Annotated in this window: 21 protein-coding genes and 1 pseudogene; 10 read left to right on the top strand and 12 right to left on the bottom strand. The window is 68.8% G+C overall.

The features are described 5' to 3' along the window. Positions 1–39 precede the first annotated feature (39 nt). Positions 40–2019 (bottom strand): asparagine synthase (glutamine-hydrolyzing), encoded by a 1980-nt coding sequence (gene asnB / locus G7B71_RS13105; protein ID WP_166041596.1) that lies wholly within the window; start codon positions 2017–2019, stop codon positions 40–42. A gap of 142 nt (positions 2020–2161) precedes the next feature. Between asnB and rfbA the strand changes: the two genes are divergently transcribed. After that, a complete protein-coding gene (gene rfbA / locus G7B71_RS13100) occupies positions 2162–3058 on the top strand; it encodes a glucose-1-phosphate thymidylyltransferase RfbA (RefSeq protein WP_166041594.1) in 897 nt (298 codons plus the stop codon). Positions 3059–3060: 2 nt separating this feature from the next. Beyond that, positions 3061–4140: a dTDP-glucose 4,6-dehydratase gene (gene rfbB / locus G7B71_RS13095; RefSeq protein WP_166041592.1), complete on the top strand. Its 1080-nt coding sequence runs from the start codon at positions 3061–3063 to the stop codon at positions 4138–4140. On the opposite strand, the gene G7B71_RS15795 is transcribed toward rfbB, so the two are convergent. Both G7B71_RS15795 and G7B71_RS13085 read right to left on the bottom strand, forming a co-directional pair. Continuing rightward, entirely contained in the window at positions 4137–4604 is a 468-nt protein-coding gene (locus G7B71_RS15795) for an acyltransferase (RefSeq protein WP_166041590.1), read from the bottom strand. The genes rfbB and G7B71_RS15795 overlap by 4 nt on opposite strands. Beyond that, complete coding sequence (locus G7B71_RS13085; protein ID WP_243406243.1) at positions 4601–5023, bottom strand: FdtA/QdtA family cupin domain-containing protein; 423 nt, start codon at positions 5021–5023, stop codon at positions 4601–4603. The genes G7B71_RS15795 and G7B71_RS13085 overlap by 4 nt, the downstream gene beginning before the upstream one ends. Here G7B71_RS13085 and G7B71_RS13080 point away from each other — a divergent pair. Next, complete coding sequence (locus G7B71_RS13080) at positions 5023–6321, top strand: glycosyltransferase (protein WP_347708451.1); 1299 nt, start codon at positions 5023–5025, stop codon at positions 6319–6321. The two genes, G7B71_RS13085 and G7B71_RS13080, sit on opposite strands and share 1 nt — an antisense overlap. On the opposite strand, the gene G7B71_RS13075 is transcribed toward G7B71_RS13080, so the two are convergent. From G7B71_RS13075 to G7B71_RS13050, 6 genes are read right to left on the bottom strand one after another with little or no spacing between them, the layout of a single operon-like run. Further along, positions 6318–7898: a hypothetical protein gene (locus tag G7B71_RS13075; RefSeq protein ID WP_166041586.1), complete on the bottom strand. Its 1581-nt coding sequence runs from the start codon at positions 7896–7898 to the stop codon at positions 6318–6320. The genes G7B71_RS13080 and G7B71_RS13075 overlap by 4 nt on opposite strands. Continuing rightward, the gene (locus G7B71_RS13070) at positions 7895–9871 is read right to left on the bottom strand and encodes a nucleoside-diphosphate sugar epimerase/dehydratase (protein ID WP_166041584.1); all 1977 of its coding nucleotides are present in this window, start codon (positions 9869–9871) and stop codon (positions 7895–7897) included. Before G7B71_RS13070 ends, G7B71_RS13075 begins: the two co-directional genes overlap by 4 nt. 2 nt (positions 9872–9873) lie before the next feature. After that, a complete protein-coding gene (locus G7B71_RS13065; protein WP_166041583.1) occupies positions 9874–11097 on the bottom strand; it encodes a DegT/DnrJ/EryC1/StrS family aminotransferase in 1224 nt (407 codons plus the stop codon). Between the two features lie 47 nt (positions 11098–11144). Further along, positions 11145–11789, bottom strand: a complete 645-nt coding sequence (locus G7B71_RS13060) for a sugar transferase (RefSeq protein WP_166041581.1) — start codon at positions 11787–11789, stop codon at positions 11145–11147. A gap of 1 nt (position 11790) precedes the next feature. Next, complete coding sequence (locus tag G7B71_RS13055; RefSeq protein WP_166041579.1) at positions 11791–12906, bottom strand: glycosyltransferase family 4 protein; 1116 nt, start codon at positions 12904–12906, stop codon at positions 11791–11793. After that, positions 12903–14084 carry a hypothetical protein gene (locus G7B71_RS13050; RefSeq protein ID WP_166041577.1) on the bottom strand — a complete coding sequence of 394 codons (1182 nt, stop codon included), beginning with the start codon at positions 14082–14084 and terminating at the stop codon, positions 12903–12905. The genes G7B71_RS13055 and G7B71_RS13050 overlap by 4 nt, the downstream gene beginning before the upstream one ends. Positions 14085–14295: 211 nt before the next feature. Here G7B71_RS13050 and G7B71_RS13045 point away from each other — a divergent pair, with 211 nt between their 5' ends. After that, a complete protein-coding gene (locus G7B71_RS13045; RefSeq protein WP_166041575.1) occupies positions 14296–15291 on the top strand; it encodes an NAD-dependent epimerase in 996 nt (331 codons plus the stop codon). A gap of 42 nt (positions 15292–15333) precedes the next feature. Here the strand turns inward: G7B71_RS13045 and G7B71_RS13040 are convergent, their stop codons facing one another. Next, the gene (locus G7B71_RS13040; RefSeq protein ID WP_166041572.1) at positions 15334–16608 is read right to left on the bottom strand and encodes a nucleotide sugar dehydrogenase; all 1275 of its coding nucleotides are present in this window, start codon (positions 16606–16608) and stop codon (positions 15334–15336) included. A 119-nt stretch (positions 16609–16727) separates the two neighbouring features. On the opposite strand from G7B71_RS13040, the gene G7B71_RS13035 reads away from it, so the two are divergent. Beyond that, complete coding sequence (locus tag G7B71_RS13035; RefSeq protein WP_166041571.1) at positions 16728–17528, top strand: J domain-containing protein; 801 nt, start codon at positions 16728–16730, stop codon at positions 17526–17528. Positions 17529–17531: 3 nt separating this feature from the next. Here G7B71_RS13035 and wecB read toward each other — a convergent pair whose 3' ends face one another. Both wecB and G7B71_RS13025 read right to left on the bottom strand, forming a co-directional pair. Continuing rightward, positions 17532–18638, bottom strand: a complete 1107-nt coding sequence (wecB, locus tag G7B71_RS13030) for a UDP-N-acetylglucosamine 2-epimerase (non-hydrolyzing) (protein ID WP_243406242.1) — start codon at positions 18636–18638, stop codon at positions 17532–17534. Between the two features lie 143 nt (positions 18639–18781). After that, positions 18782–19030, bottom strand: coding sequence for a hypothetical protein (locus tag G7B71_RS13025; RefSeq protein WP_166041569.1), 249 nt, complete (start codon positions 19028–19030; stop codon positions 18782–18784). 272 nt (positions 19031–19302) lie between these two features. Here G7B71_RS13025 and G7B71_RS13020 point away from each other — a divergent pair, with 272 nt between their 5' ends. From G7B71_RS13020 to G7B71_RS13000, 5 genes and pseudogenes are all read left to right on the top strand, one after another. After that, on the top strand, positions 19303–20190 hold the full coding sequence (locus G7B71_RS13020; protein ID WP_166041567.1) for a M48 family metallopeptidase: 888 nt from the start codon (positions 19303–19305) through the stop codon (positions 20188–20190). A gap of 87 nt (positions 20191–20277) precedes the next feature. Continuing rightward, entirely contained in the window at positions 20278–20784 is a 507-nt protein-coding gene (locus tag G7B71_RS13015) for a hypothetical protein (protein ID WP_166041565.1), read from the top strand. A 61-nt stretch (positions 20785–20845) separates the two neighbouring features. Next, the gene (gene galE / locus G7B71_RS13010) at positions 20846–21844 is read left to right on the top strand and encodes a UDP-glucose 4-epimerase GalE (protein ID WP_166041563.1); all 999 of its coding nucleotides are present in this window, start codon (positions 20846–20848) and stop codon (positions 21842–21844) included. A 184-nt stretch (positions 21845–22028) separates the two neighbouring features. Further along, complete coding sequence (locus G7B71_RS13005; RefSeq protein WP_166041561.1) at positions 22029–23786, top strand: ShlB/FhaC/HecB family hemolysin secretion/activation protein; 1758 nt, start codon at positions 22029–22031, stop codon at positions 23784–23786. Continuing rightward, positions 23783–25838 (top strand): annotated as a pseudogene (locus G7B71_RS13000) (hypothetical protein); the annotation flags it as partial. The gene G7B71_RS13005 and the pseudogene G7B71_RS13000, both read left to right, overlap by 4 nt.

Below are 25838 nucleotides of genomic sequence, written 5' to 3'. Positions count from 1 at the left end.
CTTGATCCCCTCCCCTGAAGGGGAGGGGCTGGTTGTGCGTTACGCCGCGACCGGCTGCGGGGCCGGTGCGGCGCCGCTGAGCTCGGCCGAGTAAGCGTCGATCCAGGCGTTGAGCATGAGGACGCCCCAGATCTGATATTGCGCGTTGACGCGGCCCGACAGGTGCTGGCGCCACAGGTCGCGCACCGGCTCGGGGCGGAGCAGGCCCTGGTCGCGAAGGCGGCGCTCGCTGAGCAGCTCCTCGGCCCAGTCGCGAAGCGGGCCGCGAAGCCAGGAATCGATCGGCACTCCGAAGCCCATCTTGGGCCGGTCGTAGAGCGCGCGCGGGACGTGGCGCTCGAGGATCTGGCGAAGCACCCATTTGGTCTGGCCGCCGCGCAGGTGGATCGACGATGGGACTCGGAAGCTGAACTCGACGAGGCGATGGTCGAGCAGGGGCGCGCGCGTCTCGAGGCTGACCGCCATCGAGGCGCGGTCGACCTTGGTGAGGATGTCGCCGGGCAGATAGGTGACGAGGTCGAGATAGCGCATCTCGGCGACGCGATCGGGGAGCAGGGCGTCGAGGCCGTCGTCGTCGATCGGGCCGGGGCGCTCGCGGCCGCCGAGCGCGATTGCGGCGGGATCGGGCCACTGGCTGATCAGCCGGCGATACTGGTCGCGGCCATGGAGCTTGAGCAAAGGCGCGAGCTTGTGGAGCTTCTCGCCGACGGCGCGCGGACGGACGCGCCCGGGCACGATCCGGAGCAGCGACTGCCACTGATTGGGCGACAGCGAGGTCATCGTTCCGGCCATCGCCGCGCGGACCGGGCCAGGCAGTCGGCCGAGGCGGCCGAGCAGGCCTCCTGCCGCGGCGTGGCGGTTGTAGCCGGCGAATACCTCGTCGCCGCCGTCGCCGGTCAGAGCGACGGTGACGTGCTGGCGAGCGAGCTTGGAGACCATGTAGGTCGGGATCTGCGAGGCGTCGGCGAACGGCTCGTCGAAGATTCGCGGAAGCTCCGGCACCACCGCGAGCGCGTCGTCGGGCTCGAGATAGAAGGTGGTGTGATCGGTGCCGAGGTGGCCGGCGATCTGCTCGGCATGGCGCGCCTCGTCATATTCGGCGTCGCGATAGCCGATCGAGAAGGTGCGGGTGGCGCCGGCGCTGTGCTGTTGCATCAAGGCGACGATGGTCGAGGAATCCACGCCGCCGGACAGGAAGGCGCCCAACGGCACGTCGGACATGAGCCGGATCCGGGTGGCGTCGGCGAGCAGGCGCTCGGCCTCGCTGACGGCTTCTTCCGGGCTGCCGAGGAACGGGTCGGCCTGCGCGCGGGCGACCTCGCGGTCGAGGCTCCAGTAGCGCTCGGCAGTAACCCGGCCGCTGTCGGGCTCGAAGGTGAGGATGCCACCGGGCTCGAGCTTGTGGACGCCCTCGACGATCGAGTGCGGCGCGGCGACGTAGAGGGTGCGGAGATATTCGGCGACCGACGAGCGGTCGATGTCGCGCGGCGCCTCGGGGTGGAGGAGCAGCGGGCGAAGCTCGCTGGCGAAGGCGAAGCTGCCGCCCTGATTCATCCAGTAAACGGGCTTCTTGCCGAGCCGGTCGCGCACCAGCCACAGCTTGCGCTCCTTCGAGTCCCAGTAGGCGAAAGCGAACATGCCGGTGAGGCGGCGCGCGGTCTCGGCGACGCCCCAATGCTGGCAGCCGTAGAGGATCACCTCGGTGTCGGAATGGCCGCGGAAGACGTAGCCCGCCGCTTCCAGCTCCGACCTCAAGTCGGGCGCGTTATAGGCCTCGCCATTATAGGTGAGGTGGCCGCTTCCGTCCGGGGTCGCCATCGGCTGGGCGCCGGCCTCGGTCAAATCGATGATCGCCAGGCGGCGGTGCGACAGCCACACGCCGGCCTCCGCGTCGCCCCACACGCCCGAACCATCGGGCCCGCGATGGCGGATCGCGTCGGACATGGCGAGCGCGAGGCGGCGGTTGGCGTCGGGCGCGCGGCGTCCCTTGGCGTCGATCAGACCGGCAATGCCGCACATAGATAATCCTCCGGATCGCCGACATTTAACCGCACCGGTCCGGCTTATCCAGAGAGGCGGCGGGCGTGCGCGCCTTGCTCCGGCCCGCGAAACCCGTAATGAACCGCTCTCACGAAGCGGCGGGCGAGTGAAGGGACTGTCGGTGAAGGGAATAATTCTCGCAGGGGGAAGCGGCACCCGCCTCTACCCGGTGACGCTCTCGGTCTCGAAGCAGCTGCTGCCGATCTACGACAAGCCGATGATCTATTATCCGCTGTCGACGCTGATGCTGGCGGGCATCCGCGAGATATTGATCATCTCGACTCCGCGCGACCTGCCGATGTTCCGCGACCTGCTCGGCGACGGAAGCCATTTCGGGATCGAGCTGAGCTATGCCGAGCAGCCGAGCCCGGACGGCCTCGCCCAGGCCCTCATCATCGGCCGCGACTTCGTCGGCAGCGATTCCGTGTCGCTGATCCTCGGCGACAACATCTTCTACGGCGCCGGCCTGGGCGGCTTCTGCCGCGAGGCGGCGGCGCAGCCCAACGGCGCGACGGTGTTCGCCTACCGGGTCGAGGATCCCGAGCGCTACGGAGTCATCACCTTCGACGAGAGCGGCAAGCCCGACGACATCGTCGAGAAGCCGACCGAGCCCAAGTCGAACTGGGCGGTCACCGGCCTCTATTTCTACGACAATGACGTGCTCGACATCGCCGCCAACATCCGCCCGTCCGCGCGCGGCGAGCTGGAGATCACCGACGTCAACCGGGCCTATCTGGAGCGCGGCGACCTCAGTGTGACCCGGCTCGGGCGCGGCTTCGCCTGGCTCGACACGGGGACCCATGAGAGCCTCCACGACGCCTCCGCTTTCGTTCGCACCATGGAGCTGAGGCAGGGGATCAAGGTGATGTCGCCGGAGGAGATCGCCTTCGACCTCGGCTATATCGACCCGGACCAGCTGGTCGCCGCGGCCGAGCGGCTCGGCAAGTCGGACTATGCCGCCTTCCTTCGCCGCCGCGCCGCCGAAGGGCGCAATCCGCCGCAGCCGTTCAGGACCTGACCATGGAGCGGTTCACCAAGGTCCTCGTCACCGGCGGCGCCGGCTTCATCGGTTCGGCTGTGTGCCGTCACCTGGTCGGCACCGGCGTTCGAGTCGTCAATCTCGACAAGCTCACTTATGCCGGCAACCTCGCCTCGCTCACGTCGGTCGAGGGTTCGCCGAACTACCGGTTCGTGAAGGGCGACATTTGCGACGGCGCCCTGGTCGCCCGGCTGCTCGAAGAGGAGCGGATCGACACGGTCATGCACCTCGCCGCCGAGAGCCATGTCGACCGCTCGATCGACGGCCCGGCCGATTTCATCGAGACCAACATCGTCGGCACCTTCACGTTGCTCGAGGCGGCGCTCGCTTACTGGCGTGGGCTCGACGAGGCGGGGCGGAGCGCGTTCCGCTTCCATCATGTCTCGACCGACGAGGTATTCGGCGATCTGCCGTTCGACGACAGCACGTTCAGCGAGACGACGCCCTACAATCCGTCCTCGCCTTATTCGGCGTCGAAGGCGGCGTCGGATCATCTCGTTTTGGCCTGGCACCACACCTACGGTCTGCCGGTGGTGCTCTCCAACTGCTCGAACAATTACGGGCCCTATCACTTCCCCGAGAAGCTGATCCCGCTCGCGATCCTGAACGCGCTGCACGAGCAGCCGCTGCCGGTTTACGGTGCCGGGGCGAACGTCCGCGACTGGCTCTATGTCGAGGACCATGCGCGGGCTCTGGCGCAGGTCGCGCGCAATGGCACGCCCGGCGAGACCTATCTGATCGGCGGCCGCGCCGAGCGCACCAATCTCGACGTGGTCAGGGCGATTTGCGCGCTTCTCGACGAGAAGAGGCCGCGGGCGGGCGGCGCCAGGCACGCCGACCTGATCAGCTTCGTCACCGACCGCCCGGGCCACGACCGCCGCTACGCGATCGACCCGACCAAGACCGAGCGCGAGCTCGGCTGGGCGCCGCAGGAGCGGTTCGAGACCGGCCTCGCCAAGACGGTCGACTGGTATCTCGCCAACGAGGAGTGGTGGCGCCCGCTGCGCGACCGCTATTCCGGCGAGCGGCTCGGCGCCGCCGCCCCGCGCAAGACCGCCTAGTCCGAGACCCTGCCGATCATCCGGGCGGGGTTGCCCGCCCAGGTCTCGCCGGCGGGCACGTCGCGGGTCACCACTGCGCCCGCCCCGATCATCGCGCCTTCGCCGATGGTGAGGCCGGGAAGGATCACCGCGCCGGCGCCGATGCTGGCGCCGCGCTTCACCAGAGTCGTCGGATAATCGACCGCGACGCGCGAGCGCGGAAAGGGATCGTTGGTGAAGGTCGCATTGGGGCCGACGAAGACGTCGTCCTCGAGCGTGATCCCGTCCCACAGGAACACGCCGCTCTTCAAGGTCACCCGGTCGCCGACCACCGCACCGCCCTCGACGAAGGTGTGCGCGCAGATGTTGCAGTCGCTGCCGATGCGGGCGCCGGCGACGATCACCGCATATTGCCAGACGCGGGTGCCGGCACCGATCGCGGCGTCGCCGACGTCGGCGAGCGGGTGGATGAAGGCTTCGCTCACTTACGTGCCTCCGCGAGGAAGGTGTCGTAGTCGCGGATATAATCCGCCTCGTCATAGGGCGCCGAGGCGAGCACCATCAGCACCGCGCCCGGTGTGAAGTCGCGCATTTCGCGCCACAGCATATTGCCGATCAACAGGCCCTTGTCCGCGCTGTCCATGCGCACCTCGCGCCGCTCGCGCCCGTCGTCGACCACAATCGTGCAGGCACCGGACACGCACACCGCCCATTGCTGAAGTTGTCGATGGGCATGGAAGCCGCGATCGGCTCCGGCCGCCCCGCCGAACAGATAATAGACCCGGGCGATGGCGAAGGGCAGGTTGCGCTCGCCCTCGAGCGCGACGAGGCTGCCGCGATCGTCGGCGATCACCGGATGGCGATAGAGCGCGCAATTGTCGAACAGGCGTTCCAGCAGCTGCAATGGGGGTCCCCGGCGAATATTCGCCGTCCGGCATATCCGCGCCGGCCCCGAGAGCAAGCCTTTCCGCCGGGGTGGGCGGTTGGCAGCCCCTGGGGCAGGCGCTAACCCCGTCGCTCCTCGTGCTCTTCCAAAGGCTTTCGATGAAGATCGTTCATGTGGTTCCAAGCTTCGCCCGCGGGGGCGGGGAGCGGCTCATGATCGAGCTTGCCAATCGCGAGGCGGCGGCTGGGCACGAGGTTAGCGTAGTCTCCGGCTTCCGCCTGCCCGAGGAGCGGTCGCACCAGGGTCTCAGCGAAGCCGTCGACCTCCGCTTCACCAGCCAGCGGCCGAGCGGCGGGGTGGCGGTCTATGCCGCGCTGCTGCCATGGATCTGGCGCAACCGGCGCTGGCTGCGGAGCCGGGACGTCATCCATTGCCACCTCACTTATGGCGCGATGTTCGGCTCGCTGCTCAAGCTGCTCGACGCGGTGACCCGCGGGCGCGGACCGGCGATCGTCGAGACCTATCACGCGGTCAGCATGCCGATCCCGAAATGGCAGCGCTGGCTCCACGCCCGCATGGCGTCGCGGCGCCACGGCCTCTCCTTCATGGTCGCCGACCCCTATTGGGAGCGCTTCCGGGCGAAGCGGCGGCGGATCGCCTCGCGGGTGATCCCGGTCGGCGTGAGCGAGCCCGATCTCGACGCGGTCGGCGCCGAGGAGCGCGCCTCCTATCGAGCCCAGGTCGGCATCCCGCCCGAGGCGCGGCTGGTGGTCGGGACTATCGGGCGCATCTCGCCGGACCGCCAGTCGCATCGCTACATTCCGATCTTCGCAGCGATCGCGCGGGCGCTCGGACCCGACGTGCATTTCCTGATGGGCGGCGATGGGCCGGACATGGAGCGGGTGCGCGAAGCGGTCGCGGCCCATGGCCTGGACGGCCGCGTCCATCTTCCCGGCCTGATCCGCGACCTGGCGCCGCCGATGGCGGTGATGGACCTCTACATCACGTCCAATGTCGGCGCGGTACCGGGCGTTGCGGGTCTGCAGGCGGTCGCGGCGGGGCTTCCGGCGATCGCCCTGCAGCTGGCGGAGGGCTATGCGGCCGGCGCCAAGGACTGGCTGTGGTCGAGCGCCGACGAGGGCGAAGTGGCGGCCAAGGCGGTGGAGCTGCTGCGATCGCCCGACCGGGCGAGATCGATTGCGGCCTCGCAGAAAGCCCATGTCGAGGCGAACCACTCGCCGCGCGCCATGGCTGCGGCTTACGAAGCGCTGTACCGCGAGGCGGCGTCGCGGCGTCGCGGCGCGGAGACCGTCTAGCTCCGGAAGCGCGCGGCGATGCGGCGGAAGCTCGCCAGCGGCGAGACCCGGTCGACATACCAGTCGAACACCATCTCGCCGTCGCGCACATTAAGCGTGTGGGGGCCGTGCCGGTCGGTGAAGCGCAGCCGGCCGAGCCGACGCTCGCGATAGCTGTCGGGAGTCAGCGCCTCGATCTCGAAACCGACGATCCCGTCACCATAGCCCGAGGTGAAATCCTGGCCGAGGCGGACCAGCCGGCCGCCGGAGCGGACGATGTTCCCGGCCATGCGCGCGCCCTCGGGCGACAGCCGGATGGGACTTGCCGGGTGGGGCCGGAACTCGTCGTCGAGGCTGTCCGCCGACCACAGAAGGAGCATGTTGGCGCCGAGCGCCTCGTCGTTCCCGAACAGATAGAAGCGGCCCTCATGGTCCAGCAGGGTCGGATCGAGGATCTTGGGGTCCCCGGCGACCTTGAGCGCACCGACGTCGCGGAGTGAGCCGTCCTCGAAGGCGAAGATCCGCGGCGCCGAGCAGGCGACCATCTCCGGGATGACGAGCTGGCGGCCGCCATGCTCGAAGGTGGCGGGATAGGAGACGTGGTTGGGGGCGTCCGACACGCGGCGATGCTCGCCGTCGACCAGCACGATCTCGCCGATCCCGGTGCTCGCGCGCAGCGCCTCGACAAGGATTCCGGGCGGATCGCTGCTGAAGAAGGGGTCGGCATAGAAGGTGTAGGCGGGCGGGACGTCGAGGGTTCGCCAGCTCGACGGGTCCGGGAAGCGCCCTTCGGCGACGAGGCCGGGCACGTCGGCGCCGCCGGTCGGGGCGGTCGAGACCTGCCAGCGTTTCTCGACGAAGGCGCCGTAAAGCAGGCGCCGGGCGAGCCGGCTCGCCGAGCCGAGGGCGAATCTCGCCACCGCGACATTGCTTGGAAGCCGGTAGTTGCGGCCGGTGCAGGGCTTGTCGAGCCAGCGGCCGGCAATGGCGTTGCGGACGGCCTCGTCCATGATCAGCGGGGAGTGGCGGTAGGCTTCGATCAGCGTCGCTCGCCACGACCAGGGAAAGACCTTGGTCTCGGCGAAGGCGGCGACGCGGCCGGCATCGAGCTTGTTGCCGATCGCCTGGACGATCTGGCCCATGACCTTCTCGCCCCGGGTGATTTCCCAGAAGCCGGCGGGGCGCCCGCGAAATTTGTCGGGGTCGCCATGGTGGTAGGAGAGGATCGAGGCGGGAAGGCACTCGGGCGGCGGTACGCGGAGCAGGCCCATGCCGAACTTGAGGATCACGTCGAAGCCGCGAAGCTCCTCGACGATCGCATCGGGCAGAGTCTGCCACGCGCCGTCATAGCCGGATTCGAAGGTGACGCGTCGTGCGATGCGCTTGCTCAGCCCGTCGACCGGGACGGAGCGGGTATAGGGGTTGCGCACCGCGCGCAGGTTGAGCGCGTAATAGGCGCCGTGGCGCAGCGCCTTCCGCTTCAGGCTGGTGTTGGTGCACGAAAAGATCGTGACTTCGTCGCAGCCGGTCACCGCGTCCACCGCCTCCCGAGCGAAGCGCGGCAGGGCGTCGTTATCGACGATGAGGGCGAGCTTCACTGGCGGGAAGCGCTCCGCGCGTCGAGCGGCACGACGTTCGATTCCTCCTCCGCCCCGACCGCGCTGAGCTGGCCGCGGTCGGGCGCGATGAGCTCGTTGAGCTTGTCGCGGACCGCGGCGCAATCGAGCCTGTGCACGGCGTCGCGCAGCATATCGATGTGGCGCTCGAGCGCGTCGAACGGCAGCGAGCCCTCGCGCGCCATCTGGATTCCGGGATGGGCGGTGGGCTGGGTGTCCTCGCCGACGAACAGCTCCTCATAGAGCTTCTCGCCGGGGCGAAGGCCGACATATTCGATGGCGATGTCGCCGGTCGGGTTCTTCTCGTCGCGCACCGACATTCCAGACAAAGCGATCATGTTTCGGGCGAGGTCGGCGATCTTCACCGGCTCGCCCATGTCGAGGACGAAGACCTCGCCCTTCTCGGCCATGGCGCTGGCCTGGAGGACGAGCTGGGTCGCCTCCGGGATCGACATGAAGAAGCGGGTGATGTCCTTGTGGGTGACGGTGACCGGGCCGCCGGCCTTGATCTGCTCGCGGAAGCGCTGGACGACCGACCCCGAGGAATCGAGCACGTTGCCGAAGCGGACGATGCCGAAACGGGTGGCGCAGCCATCCTGCTCGGCGAGGCCCTGGATGATCAGCTCGGCGACGCGCTTGCTGGCGCCCATCACGCTCTTGGGACGCACCGCCTTGTCGGTCGAGATCATGGTGAAGCGGGTGAGCCTGGCGTCGAACGCCGCCTTGGCGAGCACCCAGGTGCCGAACACATTGTTCTCGACTCCGACCGGCTCGTTCTGCTCGAGCAGCGGGACATGCTTGTAGGCCGCGGCATGGTAGATCGTGTCGATGCCGTGGTCGGCGATGACCCGGCGGACGAGCGGGTCGTTGAGCATCGAGCCCATCTCGGCGGCGAGCTCGGGGCGCTCGTCGGCCGGCAGCTGCTCCAGCGCTTCGAGGAGCTCCTGCTCGATGCTGTAGAGGGCGAACTCGCTGTGATCGAACAGGACCAGCTTCCTGGGCTGGGCGCGCAGGACCTGGCGGCAGATCTCCGAGCCGATCGAGCCGCCGGCGCCGGTGACGAGAATGGTGCGGCCGGCGACCGCCTGGCGGATGAGGCCGCTCAGCGGCTCGACGGTGTTACGGCGCAGAAGGTCGCCGACGTCGATCGGCCTGAGGTCGCTGATCGTGTAGCGGCCCGACATGATCTCCTCGGGCGCCGGGACGGTCTTCACCGCGAGGTTGAGCTCGGTAAGCCGCGAGATGGCCGACAGGCGCTGCGAGCGCGACGCCTTGGGCATGGCGAGCAGCACTTCCTCGACCCGCCGGCTGCGGGCGAGTTCGGGCAAGGCCTTGGGCGAATAGACCGGCACACCGGCGATGAGCTGGCCATGGAGCGCCGTATCGTCCTCGATGAACGCGGCGAGGTGAAGGTCGCCCTTGAGGCGAAGCGACTGGGCGAGGCTGATGCCGGCAGGGTTGACGCCATAGATGGCGATTCCGCGGCCGCCTTTCTCCCCCGTACCATCGGTCCACGCCGCGGCCAGAGAGAGGTGCATGGCGTAGCGGCCGAGGAACAGGATCAGGAAGAGGAAGCCGCAATAGATGATGCCGACCGAGCGCGGCACCATCATCTCGATTCCGGAGAAGGTGATCTGTTCCTGGGTCAGGTAGATCAGCACCACCCAGGCGACGGCGGCGAGAGCCGCGGCGGCGAAGATCCGCCCGGTCGCGCGCATGTCGAAATAGCGCAGGACGAGGTGATACACATGCAGCCGCCACAGGGCGAAGATGCCGACCAGGAAGGACAGGAAGGCCGCCCCGAGGACGACCGGCTCGGCCGGAAAATAAAGGATGCCGAGCCGCACGCTGAACGCTGCCCACAAGGCGAGCGCCATGGCGACCAGATCGAAGGCCATGAGGATCATGCGCTTCTGCGCGCGGCTCCTCAGCGAGATCTTGCGGACCGTCTGCATGATCAGCCGAGCACCTCCCGGATAATCCCTGCGAGCGCCTCGGCGCGCTGCTCGGTCAGATCGGGGCGAAGGGTCGGGTGGACCTCGACCGCCAGGCTGCTTCCGGTCAGCGCCCGAGCCACCGGGCAATCGGGCTCGGGAAGGCCGGCGAACGCCGCTTCGCGATAGACTTCGCTGCACGAGCCGGAGAACAGCCGGATCTTCGCCTCGGTGGCGTGGCGAAGGATCTCGGAGCGCAGCCGTTCGGCCTCGCCCTCGGGCGCGTCGATGTAGAAATAGTGGCGGTAATAAGCGTGGGTCACGCCGTCGCGCGGAGTGGGCACGCGAAGGCCGCGCACGTCCTTGAGCGCCTGCGTATAGCTATCCGCGTTGCGGGTGCGCGCCGCGGTCCACGAGTCGAGCTTGGCGAGCTGGGCACGGCCGATGGCCGCCTGCGGGCCGCTCAGCCGCCAGTTGGTGCCGACGCTGTCGTGGAGCCAGCGGAACATGCCCGGATTGACCGCGGGCGTGCTCACCTTCTCCCAGCTCTTGCCATGGTCCTTGAACGACCAGGCCCATTCCCAGGCCTTGCGGTCCTGGATGCTGAGAAAGCCGCCCTCGCCGCCGGTGGTGATGATCTTGTCCTGGCAGAAGGAGAAAGCGGCGGCGTCGCCGAAGCTGCCGATGGTACGGCCGCCGATCGCGGCGCCCTGCGCCTGCGCGCAATCCTCGATCACCTTGATCCCGCGCGGCGCGGCGAGCGCCATGATGCCCGGCATGTCGGCCGGCCAGCCGCCGAGATGGACCGGGATGATCGCTTTGGTGCGGTCGGTGAGCACCCGAGCGATCGTCTCGGGCGTGATGTTGCCGCTGTCGGGGTCGACGTCGGCAAAGACCGGGGTCGCGCCGACCAGCATCGCGCAGAATGCGGAGGCGACGAAGGTGCGCGGGGTCACCACCACTTCGTCGCCAGGGCCGACGTTGAACGCCTTCAGCGCGAGCTCGAGCGCGAGCGAGCCGTTGGCCAGCGCGATGCCGTTGCCGCCGCCGAAGCGCTCGGTGCAGGCGTCCTGAAAGGCGAAGACGTCGGGGCCGGTCCACTGGTTGACCTTGCCGGAACGGAGCACCCGCGCCGCCGCCTCGACCTCGTCCTCGGCATAGAAGGGCCAGGCTTCGTCGGGACGAAGCGCGAGGTCCTGAGACGGCGCCGCGACGTCGCGGTTGCCCTTATTGGTAGCGGCCGACACTGAAATTCCCCGAAAACTCTAGATTTCGCTCTACCCCGATCCGTCCCTCAAGGGAAGCGACGGGCAGTTCCCGGCGGCCCCGGCGGTGTCGGAGGCGTCGCCTCCGAACCCATGAACTCGTGCATGGTTGCCGATCCCTCCGCACTGATTCCGCGGGGCCTGACCAGGCTCCACACGGTCATGAGGATGATCCTGATGTCGAGCCAGAAGCTCCGGTTGTCGACATACCAGGTGTCGAGCGCGAACTTCTCCTCCCAGGACAAGGCGTTGCGGCCGTTGACCTGGGCCCAGCCGGTGAGGCCCGGGCGGACGTCGTGGCGGCGCGCCTGCTCGGCCGTGTAGCGATCCAGATATTGCATCAGCAGCGGGCGCGGACCGACCAGGCTCATGTCGCCGCGAAGCACGTTCCACAGCTCGGGCAGCTCGTCGAGGCTGGTGGCGCGAAGAAACCTGCCGGTCCGGGTCAGCCGCTTCGAGTCCGAGGCGACGTCGCTGCCGAGCCGCGCGTCGTCGCGCATCGTGCGGAACTTGAGCATCTCGAACGGCCTGCCGTGAAGGCCGGGACGCTGCTGTCGGAACAGCACCGGGCGGCCCATCGCCAGCAGGACGGCAAGCGCGACGATCAACAGGATCGGCGCGCCGACCACCAGCGCGATCGCCGAGACCGCGATGTCGAGCAGCCGCTTGGCCATGTCAGAGCCCCGCCGCGGCGATGATCGCCTCGTTGACCCGATGCACGTCGAACTTGCGTTCGGCGAGGCGGCGCGACGCCGCACCCATCGGGGGAATCAGAGAGGGGTCGAGGATGAACTTCTCCATGCCAGCGGCGAGACTGTCGGCGCTGCGCACGTCGACGAGGAAGCCGTTGACCCCGTCCTCGACCGTCTCGCGGCAGCCGACCGCGTCGGTCGTCACGATCGGGCGGCCCATCGCCATCGCTTCGAGCGACGAGCGCGGGGTCCCCTCGCGATAGGACGGGAGCACATAAACGCTGGCGTCGGCGAGGGCCGGGCGAACGTCGTCGAGCTTGCCGAGGAAGTCGACGGCGCCGTTCCAGCGCTCGAACTCCTCCTGGGTGATGCCGTCAGGGGAGGGGTCGAAATAGCCGACCAGGCCGAACTTCACCTGCGGGTGGCGCTTCTTCAAAGCGGCCGCAGCCTCGGCATATTCGCGCACCCCCTTGTCGCCGAGCAGACGCGCGATCATCAGGAAGCGCGGTTCGGACGGCAGGGGCGCGGGCGTGAAGTGAGCAAGGTCGATGCCCGAGCCGTTCACCACATGCGCCTCCTTGCCGCGCAGCAGCTTGTGGTCTGTGAAGAACTGGCGGTCGTCCGGATTCTGGAAGATGACGACATGCGCCTTCCTGAGCGCCCGGCGATAGAGGAAGGTGGCGACCGCCCGGCCGATCCGCCGCTTGGCGCCCGCACCGGGAATGAAGGCAAAGCCGAGGCCGGTGATCAAGGCGATGATCTTCGGCACGCCCGCGGCGGCGGCGGCGAGGCTTCCGAGGGTCACCGGCTTGATCGTGTAGGACAGGACGGCGTGCGGCCTGACCTCGGCAAAGATGCGCCGAAGCGCGGCGACCGACTTCAACGTGGCAAGCGGGTTCAGGCTGGCGTTGACGAGGTCGACCTGGCGCGGCTCGGCGCCGAGCGCGCGGAGCTTGCCCGCAACCTTGTCATCGATCGCCGGCGCCATCGCCACGACGCGATAGCCGCGGCCGACGAGCGCCTCGATGAGCGGTCCGCGGAACAGGATCAGCGACGGCGCATAGGACCCCAGCACCACCACCGTTCGGCGGTCGCTCACGCAGGCTGCAGCCTGGCCTGCCGCTTCGCGATGCGCACGCGCTGCGCCGACGCGACCACCGCCGCGAATATGGTGAGATAGGCGGGCATCATCATCAGCTTCTGCCTGAGGCCGAGGCCGACATTATAGTACATCAGCGACAGCATGATGGTCAGCGCCACCGCGAAGAGCACCGCGAAGCGGATCAGGAAGACGTGCCGGAACAGCTTGATCACCCAGGTTATCCGGAGAACGATGATCGTCACCATGATCAGGATGAACAGATTTTCCATCGAGGCCACCAGCCCGAGGAATCCGCCGGCGTCGAAGAACAGCGGCCGGAACAGGAGGCTGAACAAGCGGGCGAAGAAGGAGTCGTATTGGACCGACGTCGTGCCTGACATGCGCGCGGTGTTTGCCGAATAAGCCTCGAGGAAATTGGCCACCGAATCGGTGCTGGTCACGTCGATGCGGAACGTGTCCTGGATCGTCGCGGCGGCGAAGGCGAGGCCGGCGAGCGACAGGCCGATCAGCGAGATTCGGGTGAGTGCGCGCGTATGGCTGTCGAGCGCGATGCCGATGGCGAGTGCGGCGACCGCCAGCAGCGCGATGTGCGGCCTCACGAGGATCATGATCACCACGGCAAAGCCGAAGGCAAGCCAGCGCGCGCGGATGTTGACCGCGGCCCAGATGGTTATCGCTGCGGCGAGGAAGAGCAGCCCGTCCTTGCCGATATAGGCCGTCCAGAAATGAATCCCCGGCATGAAGAGCGTGAGATAGAGCGGCCGGGATGGCGGCCGGTCCGCCATCTTGAACACGTCGTCATAGGTGAGCAGAAGGAAGGCGCAGCCCCACGTTCCCGTCGCCTGGAACAACAGGAAATAGTCGAGATAGGTGCCGCCGAACCACCATTTCATCGTCTGCACGAGCCAGATGATGAATGTGGTGTTCAGGCCGAAGCCATCGCGGGAATACCAGCTGTAAGGGTCGGCATAATAAGTGACGGCGTCGGTCGTGTTCGAAAGCGCCCACTGGTAGAAATAGACCGCCGTGATCACCTGGGTGATGGCCAGGAAGAACATCAGGCCGATGCGCGCGACGCCTTCCTCGCGCCGCCACATCATCATTACCGCGCCGAAGCCGAGGAAGATGCCGAACCAGCCGACCCCGGATACTTCTAGAATATCGAGGTCGAGCATTTGGCGATCCTGGTGGCACTGCGCTGGTTATCGAGAGGCGGCGGCGCCGGGGCGCGGCCTCTGACGTCTCGGGCCAGCCATAGCGCCGGCGTCACGCCTCTGACAACATGGGAAAGGTTTGGCGCCGGCGAAGCGGGACCGCGCGCCCTTGGCAGCCCTGACAAGAGCAGATAAGCCGCCGGAAAGACTGCTGATCTGGGACAATCACTTAATGACCGTTCTCGTGACTGGGGCCGCCGGCTTCATCGGCCACACCGTCGCCCGTCGCCTTCTCGACCGCGGTGATACGGTCATCGGCATCGACAACGTCAACGACTATTACGATCCGCAGCTCAAGCGGAACCGGCTGGCACGGCTCGGCGAGTATCAGGAGCGGTTTCGCTTCCTCGAACTCGACTTCGCGGACTGGGGCGCGCTGAGCGACGGGCTGCGCGGGCTCGACTTCGACCGGATCGTCCATCTCGGCGCCCAGGCGGGCGTGCGCTACTCGATCGAGAACCCGCACGCCTACGTCCATTCCAACCTGGTCGGACACCTCAACCTGGCCGAGGTCGCCCGCCACCGCGGCTCGAGCCACCTGGTGTACGCCTCGTCCTCGTCGGTCTATGGCGGCAACACCAACCTTCCGTTCAGCGTCGACGACCGCGTCGACCACCCGCTGTCGCTCTATGCCGCGACCAAGAAAGCGGACGAGCTGATCAGCGAGACCTACGCCCATCTCTACCGCCTGCCGCAGACCGGGCTTCGCTTCTTCACCGTCTACGGCCCGTGGGGCCGGCCCGACATGGCGATGTGGATCTTCACCAAGGCGATCCTCGAGGGGCGGCCGATCGACGTGTTCGGCGAAGGCAATATGCGGCGCGACTTCACCTATATCGACGACATCGTGACCGGCGTGGTCGCCGCGCTCGACAATCCGCCGCCCGACGACGGCGCGGAGAAGGCCGGCGGCAGCCGCGGGCCGCACCGGCTCTACAATATCGGCAATCATCGCTCCGAGGAGCTGACCAAGATGATCGCGCTGATCGAGCAGGCATGCGGGCGCGAGGCGGAGAAAAGGCTGCTGCCGATGCAGGCCGGCGACGTGCGCGACACCTTTGCCGACATCAGCGCCATCCAGCGCGACCTCGGCTTCGCGCCGACCACGCCGATCGAAGTGGGCATCCCGAACTTCGTCGCCTGGTACCGCGACTATCACGGCGTCTAGGGGAGTCATCCCGGCGTTCGCCGGTATGACTGTGAACGGGGTCTAGAGGGTCCAGCGCCCGATCCCGGCGAGATTGCGGCCGCCATAGAGGTTCTTGAGGTCGGCGAGCAGGCCGCCGTCGGCGACGAGGCCGGAAAGGGCATCGTCGGTCATCTGGCGATAATCCTCGTGCGGCACGGCGACGAGGACGACGTCATAGCGGCCCTGCGGCGTTCCACCCGCGACCTCCAGATCATATTCGTGACGCGCCTCGGCGGGGTCGACGAGCGGGTCGTGGACGGTGACCTCATGGCCGAGCCACTTCAGGCGGGAGATGACGTCGACCACCCGAGTGTTGCGCAGGTCGGGAACATTCTCCTTGAAGGTCAGCCCCATGACCAGCACCGAGCCGGGGCCGCCGCGGATCGAGTGGATGCGGTCGGCGACCCAGTCGCCCATGCCGTCGTTGATCGAGCGGCCGGCGAGGATGACGTGCGGTTCGAGGCCGAGCTCCTGGGCGCGGTGGCTGAGATAATAGGGATCGACGCCGATGCAGTGGCCGCCGACCAGCCCGGGCTGGAAGGGGAGGAAGTTCCACTTGGTCTTCGCCGCGGCGAGCACGTCCCAGATCGACAGGTCGAGACTGGCGAAGATCTGGGTGATCTCGTTCATGAAGGCGATGTTGATGTCGCGCTGGGCATTCTCGATGACCTTGGCGGCCTCGGCGGTCTTGATCGACGCCGCCTTGAAGATGCCGCCGCTGGTGACCACGCCATAGACGGCGGCGAGGCGCTCGGTGATTTCATCATTCTCGCCGGCGACGACCTTGGTGATGCGGTCGACGGTATGCTCACGGTCGCCCGGATTGATCCGCTCCGGCGAGTAGCCGAGGAAAAAGCCGGCGCCGCGCTTAAGGCCGGTCAGCTCCTCGATCAGCGGCCCGCATATGTCCTCGGTGACTCCGGGATAGACGGTGCTCTCGTAGACGATGACCGGCTTGCGGTCCCCGTCGACCAGGCCGGCGACGGTGCGGGTGGCGGACAGGACCGGACCGAGATCGGGACGGTTGCTGGAATCTACCGGGGTCGGCACGGTGACGATGTAGATGTCGGCGCCGCGGCAGTCGTCGACAGAGGCTGTGAGGGCGATGGTCGAGGCGGCGAGCGCGTCGGGCTCGACCTCACGGGTGCGGTCGTGGCCGCCCTTCAGTTCGGCGATGCGGCCGGTATCGATGTCGAGGCCGGTGACCCGAAAGCTCTTGGCCAGCGCCAATGCCAGCGGCAGGCCGACGTAGCCGAGCCCCACCACGACGATGTGATCGTCGTTCCTGCTGTCCATCTCGCGCATCCTGTTGTGATTGCGGCGGTGCAGCCGCTATTGATGTTTCCCTGACGGCTGATCGAAGGGCGCGGCGCGGCAGCGATGTCAAGACCTATCGACGCGAAGATAGCGGCAGCATGACGGACTTCTACGTCATGCTGGGCCTCATCCGGACCGCGACTCCGGACGAGATCCGCGCGGCCTATCTCGAACGCATGAAGGTCCTTCACCCGGACCGCCACGTCCCTTCGCCGGCGGGCGCGCCGAGCGCCGCCGACCTCAACCAGGCCTATTGGACGCTGCGCGATCCCGAGCGGCGGGCGGCCTATGACCGCCTGCTGGCGCCGCTGCCGCCGAAGCCGCACCGCCGGTCGAGCGCATCGCGCCGGGCCGTGCAGAAGGTCGCGCCGCGCCGCGTGCCGAAGAAGCGGCCTTATCATCCTCGCCCCTCCTCTTATTCGGGCCGGGCGCGGGCGATGGCCGGGGTCGTGCTCGTTCTCGTCTCGGCCGCTGCCGGGGCGGGGACGATGATGTTGTGGCGGTCCAACCAGGCGCAGGCGGCCTGGGCCCGGATCGTCGCGCCGGAAGAGAAGAAGCAGGTGCAGCGGCGCGCGCTCGACGGGACCCTCGCAGGCGCGGCCGAGGCCGAGTTCCGGGCGCTGTTCGAGGGCGCCGGCCTGTCGGGCGCGTCACTTTACGGCCGGCAATGTTTCGACGAGCTCGCGGTCCAGCCGAGCGTGGCGATGCTGGACTATTGCCTCGCCTTCGATCGCGCCGGGGCAGAATGGGAAGCCGCCCTGATCACCGCTCCCGCCACGCGGCGCCATTTCGACGCGCAGGCGCGCATCAGCCGCTACCAGCATCTCGCCGAGGCGCTCGAAGAGGGGCCAGTGCGCGAGGCGATCGTCGCCGAGTCGGCCTACCTCGCCGGCTCCTGATCGTCAGGCGGCGTCGGCCGCCGGCTCGGCTCCGCTCCGCCGCAGCAGGTCGGCGACGCAACGTTCGGCGGCGCGGCCGTCCCAATATTCCGGCCGGCAGGGCCGGCTCTCCGCCGCCAGCGCGGCGGCAAGGGCGCCCGGCAGGCTGTCGGGGGTGACCAGCCGGTTGGTGCCCTGCTCGATCGTGATCGGCCGCTCGGTATTCTCGCGCAGGGTGAGGCAGGAGATTCCGAGATAGGTGGTTTCCTCCTGAACGCCGCCGCTGTCGGTGATCGCGGCGGCGGCGCCGGTGAGGAAGCGCATGAACTGGATATAGGGGACCGGCGCGATTCGGCGCACCCCGGCGCGGTCGAGCTGCCGGTCGAGCCCCGCGGCCTCGAGCCGCGCGGCGGTGCGGGGATGGACCGGGAACAGCAAGGGCAGATCGGCCTGGATCTCGGCGAGCGCGTCGACGAGCCGGCGAAGGCGTTCGGGCGAATCGACGTTGGACGGGCGGTGCAGGGTCACCAGCCCGTAGCGCGGGCCGACGCCGAAGCTCTCCGGCGATGGCGCCGCGTCGATGCGCCCGCGAGTCATCTCGAAGCTGTCGAGCATGATGTTGCCGACGCGGGTGATACGATCGGCCGGCACGCCTTCGGCCGCAAGGTTGGCGTCGCCGTCGGGCGACGGTGTCCACAGCACGTCGGCGACGGCGTCGGTGGCGACGCGGTTGATCTCCTCGGGCATGGCGCGGTCGCCGCTGCGCAGGCCCGCTTCCAGATGGACGGTGGGGATGCGAAGCTTGGCGCCGACCAGAGCACAGGCGAGCGTCGAGTTGACGTCGCCGACGACGACCAGCCAGTCGGGCCGCTCGGCCATGGCGACCTGTTCGTAGGCGATCATCACTCGCCCGGTCTGCTCGCCGTGCGGGCCCGAGCCGATGCCGAGATGATGGCGTGGAGCGGGCACCTTGAGGTCGGCGAGGATCGAGTCCGACATGGCCGGATCATAATGCTGGCCGGTGTGGATCAGCACCGGCTCGAAAGCCCGCGAACGGCTGAGGGCGTGCCAGAGCGGCGCCACCTTCATGAAGTTGGGCCGTGCCGCGGCGATCAGATGGACTCGTTGCACCAGGCTGCGCCCGCTCCCTTGGGATAGGGCGCCTGTCTAAGCCGCCGTTGCCATAGAAAGCGTTAATCGGCCGGCCGGATTGCGGGCATAAAAAAAGTGGCGGCCGAAGCCGCCACTTTCAATCTCGGATCTACCGAAGCCGCTTACGGGCTGACCGGCGGATTCTCGTCGTCGTCGACGAAGGCGAAATAGAGGCCGAGGCCGATCGCGACCAGCGCGAAGAAGCCAACGACATACGCCTCGGTGGACGCTTCCCACTGGCCATTGGCCTGCTCGAGCGTCGCGCCCGCACGGGCCGGCTGGCTCGGCAGGGCTGCAGTCTGAGCGACGACAGGAGCGCTCACGAGGGACGTGCCCAGCGCGGCGACCAGCGCGATCTTACGAATACTCATTAAGGATCTCCCCTTTAGGCGACCTAACGATCCGGCCGATCACCCGGGCCGTTGGTTGCCTCGTCCCTGCCTCAGCATGGCCTCCAAAGTCAAGGGTGAGCCGTAAAAAAGTGGCGAAAGCACAGGGGCTGGCCTCCTGATGTTGCCTCTGCGAAACAGCTCAAGAAATGTTGAAACGCATCGGAACAATCGTGTTCGCCGGGAGTGCGGCGCTGCTTGCGGCGGTGGCCGGTCCGGCTTCCGCGGGCGGAGTGCAGGCGCCTGCCAACTCTTTGCATCAACTGGACGAACGTGTCCTGACTGTCGGCCACAGGCTCACGGTCGCGGGCAGCGATCTCTGCGCAAGTCACGAATATCACGCGGGATTTGCGATCCACGATCTGTCTCAATATGGCGGCGCTCATCGTCGGGCGCTCGCCGTCACCGCCCTTGCGGAGGGGCCGGCGGTGCTGGCGCTGGTGCCCGGCGGACCCGCCGCGGCGGCGGGACTGCAGCGCGACGACATCATCCTCGCCGCCGACGGCGCCGCGTTGCCGCGCGCTCCCGAAGGTGCCGAAAACAGCTTCGCTCCGGCCGAGCGCATCATCGAGGCCCTGGAGCGCGCGTTCAGCGACGGACGTGCGGTTCTGGCGGTCCGGCGGGGCGGAGTCGGCCGCTCGGTGGAGGTATCGGCAGCGCTCGGCTGCGCGAGTCGCTTCCAGGTGGTGCCGTCCGAGCGTCTCAATGCGCTTGCCGACGGCCGCTATGTGCAGCTGACCTCGGCGCTGGCCGCTTTCGCCGCGGACGATCACGAACTGGCCGGCCTGATCGCCCACGAACTGTCGCACAACATCCTGCGCCACCGCGCCCGCCTCAACGCGGCGGGGATCGATCGCGGTTTGCTCCAACATTTCGGCCGCAACGCGCGCCTCACCCGCGAGACGGAGCGCGAAGCGGACCGATTCGCCGTCTATCTGCTCGTGCGCGCCGGCTACGATCCCGCCGCGCTGATTCGGGTGTGGACTCGGGCGGCGCCGCGGACCGGCTCGCTGCTCGGCGGCACGCACCCGCGCTGGCGCGACCGAATCGCGGCGGTGCGCGCGGAGATCGCCGAAGTCGAGCGGCTGCGGGCGGCAGGCCAGGAGGTCAGGCCGGCCTGGACCCCGGCGGCGCTCGACTAAGCTTTCGCCGACTCATTGCGCCGGTCTGGGACAGGGGCGGCGCGGCGCTTGTCTCGCGGCCCGCCATGACATCTTGCTCCAGCTGAGATGCCGCCCGCCCACGTCCTTGCATGGCGCCGCCGCGCCGCCGCGCTCGCGCTTCCGGCGCTGCTCGGCGCGTGCACGGGCGAGCCCATCGGCTGGGCGGCGGATCAGCAGCAGATCTGCTCGCCGCCGCCGCCGTTCCGCGAGGCCGCGCCGGCCGACCCCTATCAGCAGGCGGTGGCGCGCGACGAGTGCATCCACAATTGGGCCTATCGCCTCGCCCGCTCCGACGACGACGCCGAGGCCGTGGTCGGCGCGGTGATCGGCGCCTGCCGCTCATCGATCGACCGCTCCGCCACCATGGTCGCGGCCGGCGATCCCGAGGCGGAGCGCTTCTACCTCGCCGAGTTCGAGCGCGCCTCGCGCGAGCGCGCGCTGTTCCGAGTCGTCCAGGCCCGCGCCGGCCGCTGCTCGCTGGAGCCGCGCGCGATCGGGGCGGAGGCGGAAGCGGTGGCCGCGCCCTCCAACCAGGCCGAGGTCCAGAGCAACCAGCAGAACGTCCAGCAGTAAGCGCTGGAGGCGCGCGCGGCGCTGTGCCATCGCAGCGCGGCCTTGGACTTTGGGGGTGGGAATGAGCGAGAAGCTGACCGTGCTCGTCACCGGGGGCGCCGGCTATATCGGCAGCCACGCGGTGCTGGCCCTGCTCGACGCGGGCTGGCCGGTGGTGGTGATCGACAACCTGTCGACCGGCTTCGACTGGGCGGTGCCCGCGGCCGCGACTCTGGTCGAAGGCGATGTCGGCGACCAGGCGCTGGTCGAGCGCGTGCTGCGCGAGCATGGGATCGGCGCGATCATGCATTTCGCGGGCTCGATCATCGTGCCCGAATCGGTCGAGAACCCGCTCAAATATTATGCCAACAACACCGCCAACAGCCGCGCGCTGATCGACAGCGCGGTGCGCTCCGGTGTCAGGCACTTCATCTTCTCCTCGACTGCGGCGACTTACGGCATTCCCGACCAGGTGCCGGTCACCGAGGATGCGCGCCAGGAGCCGATCAATCCCTATGGCTGGTCGAAGCTGATGACCGAGCGGATGCTGAAGGACGTCGCCTTCGCCCATCCGCTCAACTTCTGCGCGCTGCGCTACTTCAACGTGGCCGGTGCCGATCCGCAAGGGCGGTCGGGCCAGTCGACGGAGGGGGCCACTCACCTCATCAAGGTCGCGGTCGAGGCGGCGACCGGCAAGCGCGGCCACGTCTCGGTATTCGGAACCGACTATGACACGCCCGACGGCACCGGAATCCGCGACTATATCCATGTCAGCGACCTCGCCGCCGCCCATGTCGACGCGCTCGCGAAGCTGATCGCGACGCCGTCCGAGAGCTATCTGATGAACTGCGGCTACAGCCGCGGCTTCTCGGTGCTCCAGGTTCTCGACGCGGTCGACCGGGTCACCAACATGACGATCGAGCGCCGCTTCGAGCCGCGCCGTCCCGGCGACCCGGGCGCGCTCGTCGCCGACAACAGCCGGATCCTCGCGACCTTGCCGTGGCGGCCGCGGCGCGACGATCTCGACGCCATCATCGCCGACGCGCTCGCCTGGGAGCGCACGCTCGCCGAGCGCGGCTGACGGACGTTCCAGGGTGGCGGCCCCGGTTGCGGGTCGCGCCGAGATATGCTTCCTGTTACAAAGCGTTGCCGGTTGGGCAGGCGGTGACCGGAGCAGGCCAGTACGGAGGGGAGCCGGGCCGATGCGCAACGCTGGGGAGGGGTTTGTGCCGTCGTCACGACTCCGCGCGAAACGACTTTTGCTGGTGTCGGCATCGGCGCTGCTGACGGCGTTCGGCGCGACCGCAGCCCTCGCCCAGCCGCAACCCGGACGACCGCCGACCCGCGAGGAGCTTGAAGGCACGTTGCGACCGCAGCCGCGCGACGAGCGGGCGCGGCTCGCCGTCGAGGGCGAGCTTGAGCGCCGCCCGTGCGCGCTCGAACGGCCCGAATATGCCGCGATCCGATTCACCCTGACCGGCGCCGAGTTCGCCGACCTGCGCGGCCTCGGCGAGGCCGACCTGCGCCCGGCTTATGCCGAATATGTCGGCCAGGAGCAGCCGCTCGCGGTGATCTGCCGAATCCGCGACCGCGCCGCCGCGATACTGCGCGATGCCGGCTACGTCGCCGCGGTCGAGGTGCCCGAGCAGCGCATCGACAATGGCATCGTCCGCTTCCGGGTGCTGATGGCCAGGCTGGTCGGCCTGCGCGTGCGCGGCGACGCCGGACGCAACGAGGAGCTGATCGCCCGCTATCTCGAGCCGCTGACCAGGCAGGAGGTGTTCAACAGCCGCGTCGCCGAGCGCCATTTGCTGCTCGCCGGCGACCTGCCGGGCACCAACGTCCGCCTTGCCTTGCGCCCGGCCGGGACGGTGCCCGGCGAGGTGGTCGGCGAAGTAACGATCGTGCGGCTCCCCGGCCTCGTCGATCTCAACCTGCAGAATTACGGCTCGGAAGCGGTAGGGCGCGAAGGTGCGCTGCTGCGCGGCCAGCTCTACGGTCTCACCGGGCTGGGCGACCGCACCACCCTCGCTTTCTACACCACCGCCGATTTCGAGGAGCAGCAGACGCTGCAGGTCGCCCACGACTTCCGCCTCGGCGGCGAGGGACTGCAGATCGGCGGGCAGCTCACCTACAGCTGGGCCGAGCCGCAGCTGTCCGATCCGGCGCTCAACATCCATTCGCGAACGCTCTATGCCTCGGTCGAGGCGAGCTATCCGTTCGTGCGCACCCTGCGATCGAGCCTGGGCGGCACGGTCGGAGTAGACGTGGTTGACCAGCAAGTGGATTTTTCCGGCCTGCCGTTCAGCGAGGATCGGCTGCGCATCCTGTTCGCCCGCCTGGGCTTTCAGGCCGCCGCGCCGCGGCGCCCGCAGCGGGCGACCGATCCGGGCGGGCCGCACTGGCGGCTCGAAGGCAATGTCGAGGTTCGGCAGGGCGTTGGGGGCTTTGGCGCGAGCGACGGCTGCAACGCCGATTTCTCCGACTGCACCGCGCCGGGCATGGTGCCGCCGAGCCGGCTCGGGGGCCGTCCGGACGCGACCGTGGTGCGCGCCGAGGCAAACGGCGAGATGCGCTTCCTGCCCAATGTCAGCTTCTATCTCGGCGCCGTCGCCCAGCTGGCCTCGGCGCCGCTGTTCGCCTTCGAGGAATTCTCCGCCGGCAACTACACGGTCGGCCGCGGCTACGATCCCGCGACGCTGGCCGGGGACCATGGCGTGGGCATCCAGGCGGAGCTTCGCCTCGGCCGGCTGGCGCCGCAATCCGAGGACGATCTCGCGCTCCAGCCCTATCTGTTCTTCGACGCCGCATGGGTCGGCAACGAGGACCAGGCGGCCCTGGTCGGCTTTGGCGACGAGCTCCAGTCGGCCGGCGGCGGCATCCGTGCGATCTGGGGCAACCGCGCCCAGCTCGACGCCACCCTCGCCGTGCCGCTGACCCGCGCCGGCTTCTTCGCCGAAACGCCCGATCCACGCCTGCTCATCTCGCTCACCACAAGGCTGTGGCCATGGAGGTCACGATGACCCTCGCCCGAACCCCCGCCGCGCCACGCCGCGCGCGCGCCCTCCGCCAGCTGTTGATGATCGGCTGCGCCGCAGGCGCGGTGCTGGCGTCGGGCGAGGCGGCAGCCCAGTCGTTCGACGCGACGTCGACCGTCACCCACGGCACCGCCACCATCACCACGCCGCCCGGCCAGACCAACGTCGACGTCACCTCGACCAATGCGGTGATCGTGTGGCGGCCGCTCAGCGTCGGCGATCCGGTCATTTTCCAGCCGGCGGGCACGACCGCGACCTTCACCGGCGGCCCGGGCTTCACCGTGCTCAACCGAATCCTCCACCAGGGCCGAATCCAGTTTGACGGGACGGTGCTGAGCCGAGTCGGCGGCGTTCCGGGCGGCACCGTCGCCTTCTCCGCGCCGAACGGAATCATCATCGGCGGCACCGCGCTGTTCGACGTCGGCAGCCTGATCCTGACCACGCTGGATCCGGTGGTGTCCCCCGCCGGCCAGTTCATCGACGCGACCGGCGCCATCAACTTCCAGCCGGGACTTCCCGGCGCCGAAGTGGTGACGCTGGCCGGGTCGCGGATCACCGCGCTTCAGGACGGCAGCTTCGTGCTCGTCGCCGCGCCGCGGGTCGTCCATGGCGGCAGCGTTCTGACCAACGGCTCGACCGCTTATGTCGCCGCGACGAGCGCGGTCGTGCGCCACAGCAGCGGCCTGTTCGACATCTTCGTGACCAGCGGCACCACCGTCGCGGATGCGATCGTCCACACCGGACGCACCGGCGGCCCGGCGAGCATGGGCGGCGCGGACCGGCACAATATCTACATGGCGGCCGTTTCGGAGGACCTTGCCATCACCTCGCTGGTCGGCGGCACGGTCGGCTACGACGCCGCGCTCAGCGCCACCGTCGAGAATGGCGCGATCATCCTGTCCGCTTTCTCGCTCGGCGGCGGCGCCGCCAGCCCGGCGACCCTGTCGCTCGGCGACGGGACGTTCACCTCGGACGTGCTGGGCTTCTCCAGTCACAACGCAAGCGCGACCGGCACCGCGACCTATCAGCAGGACCTGTCGCTAATCGCCGGCGATTCCGCGACGGTCAGCGCCGACGGGACGGTGATCCAGATCGGCGGCAACCTCGCCTTGGTCGCGCGCGACCCGTCGACTCCGATCGATCCGACCGGCGGCACCGCGACGCTCGAGGCGCTCAATGGCGGCCGCGTCGAGGTCGCGGGCGGCGCGCTCGTCGACGCATCCGGAATCACCGCCATTCCGGGCTTCGGCGACATCTTCGCCGATGCGGTGGGCGGCACCGCGCAGGTCAACGCGAGCGGCGGCACGATCGTCGTGAACGGCAATCTCAGCGTGACTGCGGACGGCCTGGCGACGACCGTCGAGGCGACTCCGGACGTCGGCGGCTCCGGGACCGGCGGAACGGCCCGCGTGACCGCTGGCCAGGGTGGCACCGTGACCGTCGGCGGCAATCTCGACGCGACCGCGCGCGCGCGCGCCCAGTCGAGCGGCGGCAACCCCGCGACTCCGCCGACCGCGACCGGCGGCAGCGTCACGCTTCAGACTCAGACCGGCGGGCAGGTCACCGTCGCCGGCACGACGGAGCTTCGCGCCGACGCCCAGGGCGGGACCGTCACCGGCCTGCCCGGCACCACGCCCGGCCTCGCCCGCGGCGGCACGGTCCGCATCGACGTCGCCACCGGCCAGGTCCAGCTCGCCGGCGTCACCACGATCGACACCCGCGCCTTCGGCGGCGACGGTCCCAATGGCGGCCAGGCGATCGGCGGCGGCGTGACGCTCGAGGCGAGCCAAGGCAGCATCCAGCTCGCCGACGGCAGCAGCATCGACACCAGCGCGCAGGGCGGCGGAACGTTCGGCGCGCCGGGCGGCGATGGCGGCAGCGCCACCGGCGGCGACATCGCCATCCGCGCGCTGACCGGCACCGAAGCCTCGTCGATCACCGGCGGCGGCCTGGCGCTCAACACGCGCGGCGCCGGCGGCAATGGCGGCGGCGGACAGGCCGCTTCGGCGACGGCGGCCGGCAATGGCGGCAGCGGCA

The organism is Sphingosinicella sp. YJ22 (assembly GCF_011320075.1).
In the GTDB taxonomy this organism is placed as follows: domain Bacteria; phylum Pseudomonadota; class Alphaproteobacteria; order Sphingomonadales; family Sphingomonadaceae; genus Allosphingosinicella.
Note: the sequence above shows the minus strand (reverse complement) of the source record. Positions and strands in the feature narration are given on the sequence as shown.